Origin of the sequence: Huintestinicola sp., from assembly GCF_050874005.1 — a bacterium.
Classification (GTDB): Bacteria; Bacillota; Clostridia; order Oscillospirales; family Ruminococcaceae; genus Huintestinicola.
In genome coordinates, this window is the sequence record NZ_JBNMJV010000043.1 from 1 (window position 1) to 18,721 (window position 18,721).

Consider the following 18,721-nt stretch of genomic DNA (forward strand, 5'->3'; position numbering starts at 1 on the left):
ATAGGAATGCATAGAAATCTTAGTTTCGAAGAAGAAAAAGAATTTCTTTCAGCATACACCAAACAAGCCGAAGCAGGTCAAATCGTAGATCTTAATGAATTGAAAGCTGCATACATCGAAAAAGTTGGACATTCCATTGGAGGAAGTCAGATTTATCGAATGTTAGAGCGTCACGGATGGCGCAAAGTAATGCCAAGAAGCAAACACCCACAGAAAGCAAGCGATGAGGCAATAGAAGCCTCAAAAAAATTAAAGCAACAGTAGAGAGTGACTTTAGCGATTTAAACCGTGATAAATACAAGAGTGTCCGTCTTATGTTTCAGGACGAAGCAGGTTTTGGCAGAATAAACAAGCCTAAATATTGTTGGTGTAAAAAGGGTACAAGACCATCTGTCCCTTGCCATCATATAAGAGAATATAGATATGTATATGGCGCAGTTGAACCGCTTACAGGTGAAAGCTGTTTTGTTGTTATTCCACATTGCAATACTGAAAGTATGAATGTGTTTTTGGAAGAGTTATCTAATACATTTCCAAGAGATAAAATCATATTGGCGTGTGACGGAGCTGCGTGGCATAAATCGGGTTCGTTAAAAATACCCGAAAATATTGAACTTATTTTTATTCCGCCATATACACCGGAAATGAATCCAATTGAGCAGATATGGAAAGAGATCAGAAAACGTGGTTTTAAAAATGAAGTGTTTCAAACACTTCAAAAAGTTGTTGACAGACTTTGTGATACTATCTGCTCATTGTCTAAAGAAACTATTAAAAGCATTACAGGAAGAGATTGGATTTTATCCTGTTTTTAAATGGTGTTTAGTATTAATGCTATGAAAAAAATACAAATATGCTATTTCTGCAAGCAACAAAATGCTAAAAAATATCTTGAACAAGATAAATTAGAAGTATTTTGTTTGTTGTCATTGTTTGAAGATCATAAAAGTATTTAATGATATAAATCTCAAAAATATACAGAGGAGGGGTAACGAAAAATGGAAGATTTTATAGCTGCTTTGAAGGAAAGAAATATTGAAAAAATAAAGTCGTGTCCAAAGGCAGACCTGCATAATCATTTTGTATTGGGGGGAAGCAGACAATATTTGCATCAGTTCACCGGTGTAAAAATTGAGCCTGTCAGAAGTCCGCTTAAATCTATGAACGAAATGCACGAATGGAACAGGGTCAATATCGGTGAAAAATTTGAAGGAACGGAAATGAGAAAGACGTTGATAAGAGCTGCCTTTGAACAGGCGAAAGAAGACGGTGTCACTTTGCTTGAGATAGGCGAGGACGTCTGGGGACTTCAGGAATATTTTAACAATAATATTGATGAACTGATCGAAGCATTTACTGAAGCGCAAAGAGAGATCTCTCCGGAAACTAAGTTGCGGCTTCAGATCGGTTTATTAAGACATTGTTCTATCGGTTATCTGGAGGAATGTTTATCGCATTTTTGGGGAAACAAAGCCTTTTATTCCATTGATCTGTACGGAGACGAGCTTGCCCAGCCGATTGAGAATTTCAAAGGCATCTATCGCAGGGCAAAAAGCGAAGGGCTGCGGCTAAAGGCGCATATCGGCGAGTGGGGAACTGCCGAAGATGTAAGAAGAGCCGTTGAAGAGCTGGAGCTTGATGAGGTACAGCACGGAATTGCTGAAATAAATGATGAAAGTGTCGTCCGCTTTTTGGCAGACAATCATATACGCCTTAATATCACTCCGACCAGCAATGTGATGCTCGGGAGAGTGCAGTCTATGTCAGATCATCCGATAGGACGGCTATATAGGAGCGGTGTTGATGTCACGATCAACTCGGATGATATCTTGATTTTTGATTCGGATGTATCAAAAGAGTATTTGCGTCTGTATGAGGCAGGCTGTTTATCGGCAGAAGAGCTTGACAGTATCCGACGCAGCGGATTAGAACCAAGATAAACGAATAAATATTTAGTTAATGCAAATTCCACACCATCCTATAGACAGATACGACGGCTATAATCACGTCACTCGTCTATAGAACGATGTGGAATTTGTATAAGTTGGAAAAAATCAGGCATTACAACCTGCGAACGCAGCGTTGCTGTTTTGAATGTACAGTTCTTTGGGTATCATCGGAGAATTAAGTATTTTCTGAGTTTGGGCAGATATTTTACCGCTTGTCTTATATTCCCCGCCTGCTTTTTTTACAGCTTCAAGATACGGATATGTCAGATTTTCCGTTTCGGGCGATAAAAATAAAGCTGATTCCGCACATAGGACAGCTGCGGTGTTTTCGCCAAACATATGCCTCAGCTGAAACAAAAGCCCGTCGAAATTTCCTTCCACATCGGGCAGCCCTCCGCTTGAGATAAGAACCGCTTTTTTGAACCATCTTCATATCCGTAATGATGAGACAGACCATTTTTGTCCACATATATTTCCGGAGAATTAAAGCAGAGCGTTCTGTCCATAAGTGCTTTGCAGTGGGACGGCGCAGAATAACAATAAAGCGGTACAGACCATATAAGCAGTTCGGCGTTCCGCATTTTTTCGAGTACTTCTGACGCTTTATCTTTCTGAACGCATTTCCCACCCGTTTTTGTCCAGCAGGCATAGCAGGCACGGCAGGGGGCGGCGTTCAGTTCTGCAGTATTAACTATTTCCGCAGTTTCATTCATTCCCTCAAGAAATTTTTTTGTCAGTTTCAGCGTTGTGCTGTTTTCCAAATATGGCGAGCTGTTTATTACAAGTACGTCCATATGTTATCCCTCTTCCTTTTCTTTTACTGCGATCCATACCTCACAGGAATAATCGGGATCGGTGACATTTGCGGACGGATATACCTCAAGTTCCACTCCGAAGCCATATTCATAGCTGCTCTGAGGGAAAAATTCGGTGCAGATACTCTGATAAGTCTTTGTAAATGCATCGGGCATAGGCCCTTTGCATTTAAAAACAGCATATGTATAAGCGGGTATTTCAATTATCTCAAATTTGTCGTTATCTGTCGGCGTGCCGTTATACTCCGCACCTATTCCATAAGGAAAGCCCGAATCCGCCATATCCTTTGAAAAGCATATCCCCAGAAGTCCCTGTATTCCACGGACCTCAGGTATATAACGGCAAAGCTTTTCGATACTTCCGTCATTAGTGCACTCATTCCAGAATGCCGAGATAGCTTCTGTTGCTACATCGCCCTGAGGCTTTGTGATCTGCTTTCGTCTGCATATCACCTTGAACGCTTCTTCCTTTTCGATCCTGTAATCCATTGTATTTCCTCCCGATAAGATAAGTTTCACGGAAAGTCTTGAAAAAGATCGGACATTTCCTCCGTGCCTTGCCTGAGTGGGAGTAATGCCGTGGAACGCAGAAAAAGCTCGGCAAAAGCTTTCGGGCGTGTTATATCCGTATTTGAGGGCAATGTCTATCACCTTTTTATCTGTCCGGATAAGATCTTCCGCCGCAAGAGTCAATCGGCGCATACGAATATAATCTCCGAGCGTATATCCGCACAAAATGCTGAAAACTCTCTGAAAATGAAACGAGGACGAATAAGCTTCTTTCGCTGCAGCTTCATAATCTATTTCATCTGTCAGATGCGTTTCCAGATAATCCAGCGCCTTTTGTATTCCATAGATCCAGTCCATTTTTCCAATTCCTCCGTGCTGCTTGGAACAGCGATAAGATGATTTTTCGCTGTTCTGATGATCATTATATCAGAATTTGCTGTTATTGTCCTGACTTTCATTGCGGACAGATGTCAATTTATTTAACTTTATATCATCGCCATATGGCTCATTAAATCCATCATCTTTATATCCTGGGGAAATATGAGGATGAAAAAGTCAGATATCATTAAAGTCGCCGTCATTGTGCATAATACTGCTTCAACTCGTTAAGCCTCTCGCATAGCTTTGCAAGCGCAGAACAATAAGCGGCGGTCTCTTCTTCGGTTAGACGATCAAAAAGTTTAAAGATAAATTGCTGATCATATCCTTCTTTAGTGCGTATATTGTTTGCTTTTTCGGCCTTGATAAGACGTATTGCACGCTTATCGTTCTTGTTCGTGACCACCACTAAAAATCCCTTGTCAACAAGTTGGTATATTCTCCATAATAAGCAGTATATTACCTATATGAGCAGTATACTGCCTATATTTTGATTTGTCAAGTAGGTAAAAAAGATCATATTGCACAATATGCTTTAAACAGCAGAGAATAACATCATATCCCGAGTGCTTTATCAGCCTTTCGCAGAAGAAACTGTGCAGGAAAAAAGCATTATGCCTAAGCCGCCGTGTATTAGGGCGGCAAAACGGTCCGAGTTTGCAAGTATTATCCGGTACAGAAGCCCTGCCTGACGGAGAATAGATCTGGCAATGCTCTATTGTTTTTATTCCGAGGTATCTGTGACTTTTGTAATTTTATCAAATTTATTATTGACAAGATAATATGAAAAGTGATAAAATAAAAATGATATAAATTATAAACTCTTGGACTAAAACATTTTATTTAGGGAGATCTGTATGTCAAAATCGGATAATCAGACAGTTGACTATAACAGCACTAATCAGCCGGCTGACTTAAAAAATATTGCTGCATTTGAAGCAGCTCTGTTGTTTTCGTTTAATCTGTTCTTTTTCGGACCCGTTGATATTTATCTGACCAATATCAGAGATATGACTATTTCAAGCAGCTGCGTCATTATACCTGCGGCAGTTATATGCCTGATATCTTCAGCCGTATTTTTCCTTATTCTCAGCAGGCTCAAAGGTAAGGCTCATATCCTTGCAATGAATATTCTGACAGGGCTTTCGCTGGCACTTTATGTACAGGGTAATTATCTGCATATGTCATCAGGAGTTCTTGACGGCAGCAAAATATCATTAAATGTCGGTTTCTGTATTATAGATCTGTTGATATGGGCAGTATGCATTTGTGTGCCCTATCTTTTTTATAGGTATTTTAACGATCTTTACCTCAAGATGATAGGATTTCTGACGCTTCTGATTTGTGTGATGGAAATTACTGCAATGGTGGCAACGGTTTATAGCATCACAGCCAATGACGACACGGGCATACTAAATGATGCTCTGGTAAATCAGACCACGCCTTTTGTACACTCTCAGGAAAATAAGTACAACTTTTCTTCGGATCATAATTTTATTGTTATCCTTGCTGATGAGTATGATTCTTTCTGCTTTGACAGTTCTCTTGAGGAGGAGCCTGAAAGCGCTGGGTCACTTAAAGATTTTACATACTATAAAGATACTGTAGGAATGTATGGATATTCAAGCGCCGCAATAGATCATATATTTTCAGGCAGATACCTTGGCGATGAGGAATATCCGACCAGATTTTTTGACAGCCTTCAGTCAAACGATTATAACGTTGAGTTCTTTATTACAAATAATGACGTTCTTCCGCAAAATATCTCATCGCAGTATGCCGATAATTTTCAGGAATATGATATAAATTTCCGTGATCTGCTGAGAATGGATATGTGCATATATAAGCTTGTGGGGTATAAATACAGCCCTGAGATATTGAAGCCGCTGTTTTATATGACAAATTCAGAGATATCAGAGCTGATGAGTGCGGCAGAGTCATATTATCCTGATGATCTTACGTTCTATAATTCTATTCCCGATACGGGAACTGTTTGTGAAGAAAAGCAGTTCAAGTTTTATTACATTTACGGTCTCCACGACCCGAGAAATATCACAAGAGATCTCGAGAGAGCGCCTGACTGGTCGGTTTCGGGTGAAGAACAGGCTATAGCGGTCAACAAGATCCTTTCGGCTTATATTGAAATGCTGAAAAAAACAGGCGTATATGATAATTCGGATATCGTTATTCTTGCAGATCACGGCATCAAAAATCACGACAGCGGAAAATATCCGCTGCTTATGATAAAAAGGGCAGGCGAAACACACGATGAACTGAATATCTCAGATGTCAGAGTATCTTATGACGATGTTTTCCCGACATTGGTCTGCCTTGCGGGCGGACAGCCGGAAAAGAAAACTGTTTTTGAGCTTACTTCAGACGATAATGAAAGGAGATATTTTGATTCCACAGGAGAGTATATCAGCGGGAATATAAAATGACCGTATATGAAGATAATGAACTGAATAAATTTGTAAGGAGATAATTTATGGAACTGCTGGCTTTTCTTCTTGGAAAACTGCTTGGTTTCTGTTACTCGTGTATAAATGATTATTTACTCACAATAGTTGTTTTTACGCTGATAACAAAGGCGATACTTCTGCCTGTTAACATTATCGTTCAGAAAAACAGCATCAAAATGGTCAGGCTGACACCCGAAATAAATAATCTGAAATGCGATTATTACGGAGACAATGACAAAATAAACGATGAGACCTTAAAGCTGTACAAACGTGAAAAGTACAGCCCATTTATCAGTCTTATCCCGCTTATTATCCAGCTTGTGCTTCTTATGGGCGTGATAGAGGTCGTGAAGGATCCCTCATATTCGGGGATATCCGAGGCTCAGATGGTATCCTTCGGCATAGATCATTCTCTTGTTCCCTGTGAACACGGAGGAATGTATATATTCTTTCCCGTTGCAGCAGCGCTGTCATCACTTCTTATGTGCATTGTCCAGAACAGATCGCAGGTATTGCAGGCTGAGCAGGGAAAATTGAACAAATACGGAATGACAGCCTTTTCGGTGCTGCTTTCATTATATCTGGGCTTTTTTGTCAAGGCAGGAGTTGCCGCTTACTGGATATTCGGCAATATTTTCGGTATAGCGCAGACGTATCTTCTGAATGCGATCATTGACCCGAAAAAATATGTCGATTATGAAGCTCTTGATAAAAGCAGAAAAAGGCTTGAAGAACTGAAAAATCACGGAGCAAAGCTTACTCCCGAAATGAAAAAGCGGCAAAGAGCAGATTATAAGAGGTTTTTTTCCGTTGAAAACAAACATCTCGTTTTTTATTCCGAGAGCAGCGGGTTTTACAAATACTTCAGAAGGCTGATCGAATGGCTGACAACTCATTCAAACGTCAAGATACATTACATCACGGGAGACCCCGATGATATTATTTTCAGCATTGCCGAAAATAACAAGCAGATAATCCCTTACTTTATCGGTGAAAACAAGCTGATATCCCTCTTTTTGAAAATGGACGCTCAGATAGTAGTAATGACGATGCCCGATCTTGAGAATTATCACATTAAAAGAAGCTATGTGAAAAAGGACATTGAATACATTTACATAGATCACGGTATGTCGAGCGATAACCTTACGCTCCGAAAGGGGGCTCTTGATCATTTTGATACCATATTCTGCGCCGGAGAGCATATATGCGAAGAGGTGAGAGCGACCGAGAAATATTACGGACTTCCCGAAAAAAATCTTGTAAAGTACGGATACGGACTTCTCGAAGATCTGACCGAAAGCTACAATGAATGGAAAAGCAGGGAAAACTGCGATGATACGGACAAGTTCATTCTCCTTGCCCCGTCTCATCAGAAGGATAATATCCTTGACAGCTGCCTGGAGACGGTCGTTGAAGGGCTGAAAAGATGTGCAAGGGTCATAATAAGACCCCATCCTCAGTATGTCAGGCGTTATCCCGAAAAATGGAGCCGCATTGTCAGCAGATACAGCTCCGATGAACTGGTATCCACCGAAAGCAGCTTTGCTTCCAATGAGGTCATATACAAGGCTGCGCTTGTTGTATCGGACTGGTCAAATATTTATATGGAATATGCTTTCTCATCGCTGCGGCCTGTTCTTCTTATAAATACGCCTATGAAGGTAATAAATCCCGACTATAAAGCTATTGACATTGAGCCTATAGATATTTCCATCAGAAGCAAGGTGGGGATCGAGGTCTCGGGAAAGGATCCGGATGAAGTTTTCCGAGCTGCCGATATGCTTATCAACCATAACTGCATAAGCAGCGACGATATCCGCAGGCTTCGTGACAGGATCCTGTTCGGCTTTATGCACAGCAGCGAAACAGGCGGAAAATATATCCTTTCAAGATTAGTAAAAAATGGAGTTGATAATAATGAAAAATAAGATACCGGTTTTTTTAGCTGCATTTATCCTTTTCAGCGAAATGCTGACCATAAGGGCATATGCATATATTGATGTAACTGCGACAACATACATTATCCAGATCGCAGCGGGTGCAGTTGTGGCATTAGGCGCAGTCATCGGCGTTGTAGTTTCAAAAATAAAGAAAAAGGCAAAGGAAAAATTTAATATTGACCTTGACAAAAAAGAAAAGGAAGAAGACGTGGTGGTTTATTCCGAGGATAAGGATAAATAAGAGATATTTCCACCGGCTGCAGGTCAAAACTGCAGTCAGTCGCTTGTACTTTTGTTCACGAAAATAAAAGGAGATGTGTATATGAACAGATATGATCGTGATATCTTGAACGCCATAGCGTCAGAGCCTGTTATAAATCAGCGTATGCTTGCAGAGATCAGCGGATATTCTCTCGGCACGGTCAACCGTTCGGTCAGGTCGCTTATTTCCGAAGGGTATATAAATACCGATCTTTCCCTTACATCAAGATCACTCAGGGAGATAAAGGAGAATTCTCCGAAAAATGCAGTAATACTTGCCGCAGGTTTTGGGATGAGAATGGTCCCCATCAATACAGAGGTATCAAAAGGCTTGCTGGAGGTATATGGAGAAACTCTGGTCGAGAGGCTGATAAAGCAGCTTCATCTTGTAGGTATCACCGATATATCTATTGTTGTAGGCTTTTTAAAGGAACGGTATGAGTATCTTATAGATATGTACGGAGTGAAGCTGGTCGTCAATCCCGATTATGCTCATAAGAATAATCTTCATTCGTTAAATAAGGTGCTGGATAATTTGTCTGATACATATATCATTCCCTGTGATATATGGTTTAAAGACAATCCCTTCCGAAAATGCGAACTGTATTCGTGGTATATGGTGAGCGACCGTTCGGACAGCGAAAGCTTTATCAGAGTAAACAGAAAAAAGGAAGCTGTTCTGACAAAAAATGGTGAAAAGGGTAATACTGCAATAGGCATTGCATATATTTCCGCCGGCGATTCAGCGGTATTAAAAAGCCGTATAAGTGAAATGGCAGGCAGCAGTAAATATAATAACGTATTCTGGGAAGAGGCGCTTTTTGAAAACGGAAAAATGATCATCGGGGCAAGGGTCATACCTGACGGCGACGCTGTGGAAATAAACACCTTTGAGCAGCTCAGGGAGCTTGACTGCGATTCAAATCAGCTGAAATCTGACGTTATTCAGGCAATATGTGAGGGACTTTCGGTCCCCCGCAATATGATAACCGATCTTGAAGTGCTGAAAAAGGGTATGACAAACCGTTCTTTCCTGTTCAGCGCCGGTAATAAGAAATATATAATGCGTATTCCCGGAAAAGGGACGGAAAAGCTTATCAGCCGTACTGAGGAGGCGGAGGTCTACCGCACTCTTTCGGGAAAGGGGATATGCGACAATGTGGTATATATCAATGCGAAAAGCGGTTATAAGATAACCGAATATATAAATAATTCAAGAGTATGCGACCCCTTAGACACCGAAGACCTGAAAAAATGTATGGCAAAGCTTCGGGAATTTCACAATATGGGACTTACAGTACCGCACGAATTTAATATATTCAGGCAGATAGATTTTTACGAAAGCTTATGGGACGGGACTTCGTTAGTATTTAAAGACTATGCCGTTACAAAAAAGAATGTTTTCAGTCTCAGACCCTATATAGAGGCACATACAGAAAAAAAGGTGCTGTCTCATATCGACGCTGTGCCTGATAATTTCCTTATGACTGCTGATGGGGTGCGTATGATAGATTGGGAATATGCGGCAATGCACGACCCCCACGTCGATATAGCTATGTTCTGCATATATTCGTATTATGACAAAGAGCAGACCGACCAGCTTATTGATATTTACTTTGAAGGCTCCTGTCCCGATGAGATACGCTTAAAGATATACTGCTACATTTCCGCCTGCGGACTTTTGTGGAGCAACTGGTGTGAATACAAGCAGCAGCTGGGTGTGGAATTCGGAGAATATTTTCTGCGTCAGTATCGCTATGCGAAGGAATATTACAAAATATCGTCAGAGCTAATTGAAAGGAGAGACGGTAAATGTTCAGAGCCCGGAGAGCAATAATAATGGCAGCAGGTATGGGAAAGAGGCTGCAGCCCGTGACCCTTGATGTACCGAAGCCTCTTGTGAGCGTCGGCGGAGTACGTATGATAGATACGGTCATAAACGCTCTGCATAAGAATGGGATAAATGAAATTTACGTAGTTGTGGGATATCTGGGGGAGCAGTTTGTCAGCCTTGAAAGCGAATACGGTGTGCGGCTGATCGAAAATCCGTTTTATGAGACCTGCAATAATATCTCATCTCTTTATGCGGTAAGGGAGCATATACCGAATTCCATTATCCTTGACGGAGATCAGCTTATTTATGACCATAAAGTCCTGTCTCCTGAATTTGAGCGCTCAGGGTATAATGCAGTATGGACAGACGCTCATACAGATGAATGGCTTATGACCGTAAAGGACGGAATAGTACAGTCCTGCAGCAGAAACGGAGGAAGTCACGGCTGGCAGCTGTACAGCGTTTCAAGATGGAATGAAGCTGACGGAAAAAAACTCGGTATACTGCTTGAAAAAGAGTTTATTCAAAATAAAAATACACAGATATATTGGGACGATATTCCTATGTTCTGTTATCCCGGGGAGTTCAGCCTCGGTATAAGAGAAATGCAGGCAGGAGATATTGTCGAGATAGACGATCTGAAGGAACTTGCCGCTGCTGACGCAGGCTATTCTAAATTTTTGGGAGGGTATTCAAATGAAAACAGAGAATAAGAAAATAGATCGTATTATTACATTCGTGCCTCTTGCGGTAATATCAGCGCTAAGCATATTGTTTTTCTTTATCCCCGAACGATCAAATAATGTTCTTAGCAGAATACGGTTTATTCTCGGAGATACATTCGGTACATTTTATCTGGTGGTCGGACTCGGCTTTTTTATTATTTCACTTGTCATTTCTTTTTCCAAATACGGAGATATCGTTCTTGGAGAACCCGACGAAAAACCTAAGTATTCTTTTTTCACCTGGGGAAGTATGATGTTTACCTGCGGTCTTGCGGCAGACATACTGTTTTATTCCTTCTGCGAATGGGTAATGTATGCAGCCGAACCGCACATTGCCGAGCTTGGAAGCATACAGGAATGGGCAGGAGTATTTCCGCTGTTTCATTGGAGCTTTATTCCCTGGGCATTTTACCTTGTTCTTGCTGCAGCTTTCGGATTTATGCTGCATATAAGAAAAAGGGAGCGGCAGAAGTATTCGGAAGCGTGCCGTGCACTGCTGGGGAAAAGAACGGACGGCATAATAGGACGAATTATTGACCTTACAGCAGTATTTGCGCTGATATCGGGAACCGCAACTACATTTACAATTGCCACTCCGCTTATGTCGTGTATAGTTGAGGATCTTTTTCATATAAACGTCAGCAGAAATACGGTTACAATTATTATTCTGGTCATCACCTGCATAGTATATACATATTCGCTGCTTCACGGATTTAAAGGCATAAGCGCTCTTGCAAAAATATGTATCGGAGCATTTTTTTTGCTGATGGCATATGTATTTGTTTTGGGCGGAAATGCAGGCTATATAGTTGATACGGCAGTAGAATCCTTCGGAAGAATGATGCAGAACTTTATAGGGCTTGCAACCTATACGGACCCGAACAGAACAACTTCCTTTCCGCAGAACTGGACAATATATTTCTGGGCATACTGGATGGTATGGTGTGTTGCGGCTCCATTCTTTATCGGAAGCATATCACAGGGAAGGACCATACGTCAGACTATTATCGGAGGATATGTTTTCGGCGCCGGCTCAACAATGCTCAGCTTTTCTGTTTTCGGAAATTATTCTATGGGGCTTCAGACATCGGGTGCGGAGGATTTTGTAAGTATGTACATTGCTGACGGAGACGCATACAGCATTATCATAAAAATAATTAAGACGCTTCCCTGTCCCGAGCTTGTAATGGCGGCTATGCTTATCACTATGATAGCTTTTTATGCAACGTCCTTTGACTCAATTGCCCTGACGGCGTCCTGTTACAGCTATAAAAAACTGGGTTACAATGAACAGCCTCATAGATCTGTTCAGTTTATGTGGTGTATTCTTCTGATAATCCTTCCCATATCGCTGATATTTTCTGACAGCTCTATGAATAATCTTCAGTCTGTAAGTATTATAGCCGCATTCCCTTTGAGTATTGTAATGCTCATAATAATCATAAGCTTTTTCAAAGATGCCAAAAAATATCTTGAGGGCGATAAAGACGATGCGGGGAACTCTCAAAAATAAAACAGTATATTCGCTTTGTGCATTAACATTTTTCTTTTTCACAAAGATCAATGTCAGCAGAAAGATTTTTGATGTGCCGGTGAGATGACAAGTTGTTTTTGAGTTCTGAAACGTATAAAAAATCAGCAAGTCCGTGAAAAGAGTTTTGCTTTCCACGGACTTGCTTTAGTTTTTTTAATTGATTTTTGTAAAAATGCTGTCAAACACATCGCAGGGAACAGGCTTTGAATAGTAAAAGCCCTGAGCGGCGTCGCAGCCGCAGTCATACAGGAATTTAGCCTGATCGCCCGTTTCAACGCCCTCGGCGATTATGTCAAGCCCGATATCTCTCGACATTGAAATGGTGTGGGAAATTATCTTACGGCCTCTGTCCGACTCCATAAACTCGGAAAGGAAACCACGGTCTATCTTCAGCACGTCAAACTGAGTGGTTTTGAGCATATTGAGTGATGAATAACCCGAACCGAAATCGTCCATAAGCATTGTAAAACCGTTATCCTTAAACTGTTTGACAATGCTTTCCACTCCTTCGGAATCCACCGACTCGGTTATCTCAAGCTCCAGAAGGTCAATGGGAATGTCGTACTTTGCCACAAGCTCTTTGAGCACCTTTATGGCTTCGGTGCTGTTTAAATATTCACGTGAAACGTTCACCGAAATAGGAACAGGCTTAATGCCCTTGTCTATCCATTCTCTTATCTTGCGGCAGGCCTTTTCCCAGATTATCCTGTCAAGCTTGACAATAAAACCGTTTTTCTCGAATACGGGAACAAAATCGGCAGGGGAGATAAGACCTTTCTGCGGATGTATCCATCTTGCCAGCGCCTCAGCGCCGATAATTTTACCTGTGGAAATGCAGTATTTAGGCTGGAGATACATTTTGAATTCGTCATTTATGATAGCCTTGTGCATATCCTCCTCAATTATCTGCTTGTGTCGGATATCACTCATCATACGATCTTCGTAGAAGCATATATTCTTAAGCGCATTGCCTTTGATAGACTGTTTTGCCATTGCAGCAAGGTCGCCGTAATATCTTCCGTGTCTGGTTCTGTCGTCCACAATGGAAACACCGAAAATAAAGCGGTAATCCATACCCTTGTATCCGCTCAGTCTGCTTTCGATGCGGTGGATAAAATCCAGTATCTCCTGTTTTTCCTTAAAGCAGATGACAACCATAAAAACATCTGCTGTAAGGCGGCAGAAGGGCTGATCTGCGGTGCAGATAACGTGCATAGAGTCATTGAAAAATCTTATCAGCTCGTCGCCCATTTCGGTTCCGTAGGTTTGGTTTATAAGCTTGAACCGTTCAACGTCGAACTGGATAAAAGCAATATTTTTATCGGGGTTGTTTTTTATAAGCTCAGCAATGATATTTCCGTATATGGCAGGATTTTTATCCAAGGAAAAACACTCAACGATCTGCCTGTCGAATTCTTCCTTTTGCGTAAAGGGACGGATATTGACAAGAACGTCTGTTATCCTGCCCTCATCGTCTCTGAGGAACAGGTTGTACATATGACAGAAGCGGAAGTCCTCTTGTGAGTTAAAGCGCATTTTAACGTCCAGAGGAAGCTCGCCGTGCTTTATTCCCGAGGAGATGCCCTCTTCCACGCCGGCACAGAAAACATCGAACACAGACAGATATTCGGGGTCTATCAGACTGTTCTGCCGGATATATTCATAAGGGTGCTCTGCATCATCGCCGATAATGTGCTTGCCGCCCATATATATGACCTTGTTCTCTTTGCATTTCCAAAGGAAATGTGCGGTCTCCACGTCATTTTTGAAAATATTTTTTATGGCGTCCATATACTTCCCGCTTTCATTCACGACGTTCATTTTATCACCGCCTGCAATATAATTCTATGTTAATTATAACATATTCTATATCGCTTTTCAAGTAAAGTTGTATAATATATACAACTTTCTATATTTTCCACAAATATAAACGCACATATTAGTCAAGATATATCATTAAACGTTTACATAAAACCAAAAGAAAAGCCCTGTCCGACCATAAAGCAGACAGGGCAAACTGTAATGTTCAAATCATAATATCAAAGCTGATCGGCAATATCGTAAATAAGCTTCTCAGATTTTTCCCAGCCGAGGCATGGGTCTGTAATGGACTTGCCATAGGTGCCTTCTTCCACCTTCTGGCAGCCGTCCTCGATGTAGCTTTCGATCATAAAGCCCTTGACAATGCTTCTGATATCGTTGTTGTGGCGGCAGCTGTGAAGAACTTCGTTGCATATTCTTATCTGCTCGAGGTACTGCTTGCCGGAGTTAGCGTGGTTAGCGTCAATGATAACAGCCATATTTTCAAGGTTCTTTGCGCTGTACATATCGTAAAGGCGGACAAGATCCTCGTAGTGGTAATTGGGGTGAGAGTTGCCGTGCTTGTCCACATAGCCTCTGAGGATTGCGTGGGTAAGGGGATTGCCCTTGCTGCGTGCTTCCCAGCCTCTGTAGAGGAAGGTGTGCTGGGACTGAGCGGCAATGATGGAGTTGAGCATAACGGAATAATCGCCGCTGGTGGGGTTCTTCATACCCACAGGTATCATAAGACCGCTGGCGGTAAGGCGGTGCTGCTGGTCTTCAACAGAGCGTGCGCCTATTGCAACATAGGAAAGGATATCCGAAAGATATCTGTGATTTTCGGGGTAAAGCATTTCATCGGCGCAGGCAAGACCTGTTTCGGTAAGAGCTCTTGTGTGGAGCTTTCTGATGGCGATAAGACCCTCAAGCATATCCTCGGACTTGGTGGGGTCGGGCTGATGTACCATACCCTTGTAGCCCTGACCTGTGGTACGGGGCTTGTTGGTGTAAATTCTGGGGATAATGATTATCTTGTCCTTGACCTTATCCTGGACCTTGGCAAGGCGGTTAACGTAATCGAGAACGCTGTCCTCTCTGTCAGCAGAGCAGGGACCGATGATAAGCAGGAACTTATCCGACTTTCCCGTAAACACATCGGCTATCTCTGCGTCACGTTCCGCCTTTATCTTCTTTACATCATCGGGAATGGGGAACTGCGCCTTTATATCCTGAGGAATGGGCAGCTTTCTGACGAAATCCATATTCATCATAACAAAAAACAAACTCCTTTATATTTTCCGTTCTCATTGGGGAACGGACATAAATTTATGTATATCTACCGCAGAAATAATTTACTGCTTTAAAGTACGATATATCCACTTTGACATTATATCATATAAAAATGCGTTTGTCAAGGAAAAATCGCAATAATTCCCGATGATTTGCCAAAATATTTTATTTGTCCGTGCATTTTATCTCTGTCATTACAATTTTATCCGGATCATTTATAAATAATAGTTCATTTTTGCTGTTATATATCAACAATGATTTGGATATAATTTTGTGCATAAAGTCAAATATTTTGAATTTCTATTGACAATAAACCGCTGCGGTGTTATAGTTAGTTACACAAGTAATTAACCGACTACCTAAGGAGGTGCCAGAATGTATCTGAACCTGGACGGAGAAAAGCCGATCTACGTGCAGATGGCGGAGTGGATAGAGGAAAATATCCTTTCGGGAACATTTCCCGAGGAGACGCAGATACCCTCCACCACCGACATATCGGCGCAGTACAAAATAAATCCCGCAACTGCGCTGAAGGGAGTAAACATTTTAGTTGACAAGGGTATAATCTACAAGAAAAGGGGACTGGGTATGTTTGTAAGCAAAGGCGCTGAGGAAAAGCTCCGCAGCGAAAGAAAGCAGGAATTTTTTGAGAAATTTGTCAAATCACTTCTCAGCGAGGCAGAAAAGCTGAACATCACCAAAAAGAAGATCGTTGATATGATAGAGAAAGGCTGTGATGACAAGTGAGCGTTATCGAGATAAAGAATGTTTCCAAAAGCTTCGGTAAAAATCAGGCTCTGAGCGACGTAAGCCTTACTTTTCAGGAAAACTGTATCTACGGACTTCTTGGCAGAAACGGCGCAGGAAAATCCACTCTTATGAACATCATAAACAACCGTATCTTTGCGGACAGCGGCGAGATACTCATAGACGGCGTTCCGAACCGTGAAAACGACAAAGCTCTCAGCAAGCTCCATATGATGAGCGAGCATCTTCTCTATGCCCCTGCGCTCAAGGTAAAAGATATGTTCAAAGCAGCAGCCTGCTTTTATCCCGAGTATGATATGGAGTATGCCTTGACGCTTTGCGAGGAATATAAGCTTAACACAAAAGCAAAGCTCCAGAAGCTGTCCACAGGCTACCGATCCATTGCAAAGATAATAAACGCACTTGCCTGCAACGCTCAGGTGGTATTTTTTGATGAGCCTGTCCTGGGACTTGACGCAAATCACAGAGATATGTTCTACAGGCAGGCAATTGAAAAATACAACGCCCGCCCTGCAACATTTGTGATATCCACACATCTTATCGAAGAAGCTGCAGGAATGATAGAAAGAGCTGTTGTCATCAAGGACGGCAGGCTTCTCCTTGACGAGGACTCGGAAACTATCCGCACAATGGGCTACAGCGTGTCGGGCAGAGCAAGCCTTGTAGACGAGTATGCCAAGGACAAGGACGTAATGAGTGAAGAAATTCTCGGTGGTCTTAAAACTGTATATATAAAGGGCGACCGCTTCGGAACTGATATCCCGCCCGAGCTTGAGGTACAGCCTCTCAGTCTCCAGTCACTCTTTATCCATCTCACAAATTCATAATGAAAGGACGGTAATATAAATGTCAATGCAAAGCTTTATTTCATCATATAAATATCAGCTGCGCAGAATAATTGTAACGGCTATTACTTCTATCATTACGGCTGTTGCGGGAATGCTTCTGATGACAGGGCTTATAAATTACTCCATCGACGGAAAATTTACTTTTGAGGACGCAGGAACACCCTGCCTTGACCTTTTTGCAGCATTCATACTTTTTATTTACGGATGTATCTACATACCTGAATTTATGAATACAGGAGCCGCCAACGGAACCTCCCGAACTACCACTCTTATTGCAGCAATGGCGTCATTTTTCACAAGTTCTGCAATATGCTCTGCGCTCGTTTCGGTAATTTCACCGCTTGTGAACCTCATATGCGGCGGAGACACCGACTGTTTCCTTCTTGAAATATTTTACGGAGAAAAAAGATTTTTTATGTTCTACGGCGAAAATGCATTTCTCGTCAGAATAAGATATTTCCTAATGTGTACATTTTTTATTTTTCTGTGTGCCGCTGTGGGAATGGCTTTCTCATCAATTTATTATAAGCTGCCGAGAAAGGGCAATGTGATCTTTTCGATAATACTTATGGTAATTTTATTTTTCGGATATCCCTTCACTAATATAATGCTTGAGAAGCGTGGTATTGATCTTGATGAGATACTGGTCGAATTCACTTATAGCTTAGGCAGACTTTTCGGAATGGCTCACGTAAACGGCAGTCAGGCGGGAAACTTCGTTCAGGGAGCGTTTATGATGTTTATCTTTGCCGCCGTATGCGGAGTAATAGCGTGGCTGTTTGTACGCCGTGCAAACGTTAAGCCTGCGCCTATCAGAGGAGATTAAGGGGTGGGTTATATGAAAATACAAAAGCTTATCCCTCTGCTCCTTGCTGCCGCCTGCCTTACAGCCTGCGCAGAGATACCACCAGTCAGAGACACCGTCCCCGAGGAGCAGCAAAAGACTGTCGCTCCCCCTGAGAACGGCTGGACGGCGGAGGAGCTTATGAGTGTGTCCTATATCGAAGATATTCAGCTTGAATATCCGCTTACGCTCAGAAGTCTGGGGGCGGGAGTAAGTCTGACCGATATTATGTACAGCGGTGAGGAAGAAAATGACAGAGCATACTTCCTTGAGGACGCTTCCGATTCAAACGCTGTCTTGCTTGGAACTATCTATGCTCAGGTCAAATTCGGCAAGGATATATCTCAGCTCACCGCTGACGATCCTATGACAGAAATTATATTTTACAATGAGCATTATTCCTTAAACGGCATTAAGGATGATTCATCAGCAGACGATGTGATAAAAGCCTTCGGAGAGCCTGATCTGATAACTGAAAACGGAGATATACAGAAAATTTACAGCTACAATGACAGCGAAAGCGGAGAAGAATTTATGACCGTTGTGCTGAACAATGATAAGGTGTTTAGAATAGAAGTGGAATTATAAAAGAAAAACGGCTGAACTTTCCAGGTTCAGCCGTTTCAGCTTGTCGATAAAGTGGAGAAATGAAAAAAGTTGCACAAATAAACATAACACTAAAAGTTTCGCTCAAGCCTTTTCCAAAGGCTTGCAGGTTTCCAAAGGGCGGCGCCCTTTGGTCGCCCTCCGCAGAGGGCGAAAT

At 41.9% G+C, this 18,721-nt stretch carries 17 protein-coding genes; 13 read left to right on the top strand and 4 right to left on the bottom strand.

What is annotated here, in order from left to right:
• From ACR0QN_RS11855 to ACR0QN_RS11865, 3 genes are all read left to right on the top strand, one after another.
• On the top strand, positions 1 to 264 hold a 264-nt coding region (locus tag ACR0QN_RS11855), incomplete at its 5' end, for a helix-turn-helix domain-containing protein (RefSeq protein ID WP_432651421.1).
• Complete coding sequence (locus tag ACR0QN_RS11860) at positions 249 to 815, top strand: IS630 family transposase (RefSeq protein ID WP_432651436.1); 567 nt, start codon at positions 249 to 251, stop codon at positions 813 to 815. The genes ACR0QN_RS11855 and ACR0QN_RS11860, both read left to right, overlap by 16 nt.
• A 183-nt stretch (positions 816 to 998) precedes the next feature.
• Complete coding sequence (locus ACR0QN_RS11865) at positions 999 to 1,940, top strand: adenosine deaminase family protein (protein WP_432651422.1); 942 nt, start codon at positions 999 to 1,001, stop codon at positions 1,938 to 1,940.
• A 353-nt stretch (positions 1,941 to 2,293) separates the two neighbouring features.
• Here ACR0QN_RS11865 and ACR0QN_RS11870 read toward each other — a convergent pair whose 3' ends face one another.
• Positions 2,294 to 2,743 carry a flavodoxin family protein gene (locus ACR0QN_RS11870; RefSeq protein WP_432651423.1) on the bottom strand — a complete coding sequence of 150 codons (450 nt, stop codon included), beginning with the start codon at positions 2,741 to 2,743 and terminating at the stop codon, positions 2,294 to 2,296.
• 3 nt (positions 2,744 to 2,746) lie between these two features.
• Positions 2,747 to 3,631 carry an AraC family transcriptional regulator gene (locus ACR0QN_RS11875; RefSeq protein ID WP_432651424.1) on the bottom strand — a complete coding sequence of 295 codons (885 nt, stop codon included), beginning with the start codon at positions 3,629 to 3,631 and terminating at the stop codon, positions 2,747 to 2,749.
• Between the two features lie 1,367 nt (positions 3,632 to 4,998).
• Between ACR0QN_RS11875 and ACR0QN_RS11880 the strand changes: the two genes are divergently transcribed.
• The 6 genes from ACR0QN_RS11880 to ACR0QN_RS11905 all read left to right on the top strand — a co-directional run bounded on the left by ACR0QN_RS11880 (position 4,999) and on the right by ACR0QN_RS11905 (position 12,387).
• Positions 4,999 to 6,093, top strand: a complete 1,095-nt coding sequence (locus ACR0QN_RS11880) for a hypothetical protein (protein WP_432651425.1) — start codon at positions 4,999 to 5,001, stop codon at positions 6,091 to 6,093.
• A gap of 47 nt (positions 6,094 to 6,140) precedes the next feature.
• Positions 6,141 to 8,042, top strand: coding sequence for a membrane protein insertase YidC (gene yidC / locus ACR0QN_RS11885; RefSeq protein WP_432651426.1), 1,902 nt, complete (start codon positions 6,141 to 6,143; stop codon positions 8,040 to 8,042).
• A complete protein-coding gene (locus tag ACR0QN_RS11890; protein WP_432651427.1) occupies positions 8,032 to 8,295 on the top strand; it encodes a hypothetical protein in 264 nt (87 codons plus the stop codon). The genes yidC and ACR0QN_RS11890 overlap by 11 nt, the downstream gene beginning before the upstream one ends.
• An 81-nt stretch (positions 8,296 to 8,376) precedes the next feature.
• Complete coding sequence (locus ACR0QN_RS11895; protein WP_432651428.1) at positions 8,377 to 10,152, top strand: phosphotransferase; 1,776 nt, start codon at positions 8,377 to 8,379, stop codon at positions 10,150 to 10,152.
• Entirely contained in the window at positions 10,128 to 10,862 is a 735-nt protein-coding gene (locus ACR0QN_RS11900; RefSeq protein WP_432651429.1) for a sugar phosphate nucleotidyltransferase, read from the top strand. The genes ACR0QN_RS11895 and ACR0QN_RS11900 overlap by 25 nt, the downstream gene beginning before the upstream one ends.
• Positions 10,846 to 12,387: a BCCT family transporter gene (locus ACR0QN_RS11905; RefSeq protein ID WP_432651430.1), complete on the top strand. Its 1,542-nt coding sequence runs from the start codon at positions 10,846 to 10,848 to the stop codon at positions 12,385 to 12,387. Before ACR0QN_RS11900 ends, ACR0QN_RS11905 begins: the two co-directional genes overlap by 17 nt.
• Positions 12,388 to 12,561: 174 nt before the next feature.
• Here ACR0QN_RS11905 and ACR0QN_RS11910 read toward each other — a convergent pair whose 3' ends face one another.
• Positions 12,562 to 14,229, bottom strand: a complete 1,668-nt coding sequence (locus tag ACR0QN_RS11910) for a putative bifunctional diguanylate cyclase/phosphodiesterase (protein ID WP_432651431.1) — start codon at positions 14,227 to 14,229, stop codon at positions 12,562 to 12,564.
• Positions 14,230 to 14,447: 218 nt separating this feature from the next.
• Positions 14,448 to 15,476 carry a 3-deoxy-7-phosphoheptulonate synthase gene (locus ACR0QN_RS11915; protein WP_432651437.1) on the bottom strand — a complete coding sequence of 343 codons (1,029 nt, stop codon included), beginning with the start codon at positions 15,474 to 15,476 and terminating at the stop codon, positions 14,448 to 14,450.
• A gap of 397 nt (positions 15,477 to 15,873) precedes the next feature.
• On the opposite strand from ACR0QN_RS11915, the gene ACR0QN_RS11920 reads away from it, so the two are divergent.
• From ACR0QN_RS11920 to ACR0QN_RS11935, 4 genes are read left to right on the top strand one after another with little or no spacing between them, the layout of a single operon-like run.
• Positions 15,874 to 16,245, top strand: a complete 372-nt coding sequence (locus ACR0QN_RS11920) for a GntR family transcriptional regulator (protein ID WP_432651432.1) — start codon at positions 15,874 to 15,876, stop codon at positions 16,243 to 16,245.
• Positions 16,242 to 17,093, top strand: a complete 852-nt coding sequence (locus ACR0QN_RS11925) for an ATP-binding cassette domain-containing protein (RefSeq protein WP_432651433.1) — start codon at positions 16,242 to 16,244, stop codon at positions 17,091 to 17,093. Before ACR0QN_RS11920 ends, ACR0QN_RS11925 begins: the two co-directional genes overlap by 4 nt.
• Before the next feature lie 19 nt (positions 17,094 to 17,112).
• Positions 17,113 to 17,940 (top strand): hypothetical protein, encoded by an 828-nt coding sequence (locus tag ACR0QN_RS11930; RefSeq protein ID WP_432651434.1) that lies wholly within the window; start codon positions 17,113 to 17,115, stop codon positions 17,938 to 17,940.
• A gap of 12 nt (positions 17,941 to 17,952) precedes the next feature.
• Positions 17,953 to 18,546: a hypothetical protein gene (locus tag ACR0QN_RS11935; protein WP_432651435.1), complete on the top strand. Its 594-nt coding sequence runs from the start codon at positions 17,953 to 17,955 to the stop codon at positions 18,544 to 18,546.
• The last annotated feature ends 175 nt before the right edge of the window (positions 18,547 to 18,721 follow it).

Coding starts and splice junctions, on each gene's coding strand:
- ACR0QN_RS11865 (WP_432651422.1), top strand. CDS start 999: ATGGAAGATTTTATAGCTGCTTTGAAGGAAAGAAATATTGAAAAAATA.
- ACR0QN_RS11870 (WP_432651423.1), bottom strand. CDS start 2,743: ATGGACGTACTTGTAATAAACAGCTCGCCATATTTGGAAAACAGCACA.
- ACR0QN_RS11875 (WP_432651424.1), bottom strand. CDS start 3,631: ATGGACTGGATCTATGGAATACAAAAGGCGCTGGATTATCTGGAAACG.
- yidC (WP_432651426.1), top strand. CDS start 6,141: ATGGAACTGCTGGCTTTTCTTCTTGGAAAACTGCTTGGTTTCTGTTAC.
- ACR0QN_RS11890 (WP_432651427.1), top strand. CDS start 8,032: ATGAAAAATAAGATACCGGTTTTTTTAGCTGCATTTATCCTTTTCAGC.
- ACR0QN_RS11895 (WP_432651428.1), top strand. CDS start 8,377: ATGAACAGATATGATCGTGATATCTTGAACGCCATAGCGTCAGAGCCT.
- ACR0QN_RS11900 (WP_432651429.1), top strand. CDS start 10,128: ATGTTCAGAGCCCGGAGAGCAATAATAATGGCAGCAGGTATGGGAAAG.
- ACR0QN_RS11905 (WP_432651430.1), top strand. CDS start 10,846: ATGAAAACAGAGAATAAGAAAATAGATCGTATTATTACATTCGTGCCT.
- ACR0QN_RS11910 (WP_432651431.1), bottom strand. CDS start 14,229: ATGAACGTCGTGAATGAAAGCGGGAAGTATATGGACGCCATAAAAAAT.
- ACR0QN_RS11915 (WP_432651437.1), bottom strand. CDS start 15,476: ATGAATATGGATTTCGTCAGAAAGCTGCCCATTCCTCAGGATATAAAG.
- ACR0QN_RS11920 (WP_432651432.1), top strand. CDS start 15,874: ATGTATCTGAACCTGGACGGAGAAAAGCCGATCTACGTGCAGATGGCG.
- ACR0QN_RS11930 (WP_432651434.1), top strand. CDS start 17,113: ATGTCAATGCAAAGCTTTATTTCATCATATAAATATCAGCTGCGCAGA.
- ACR0QN_RS11935 (WP_432651435.1), top strand. CDS start 17,953: ATGAAAATACAAAAGCTTATCCCTCTGCTCCTTGCTGCCGCCTGCCTT.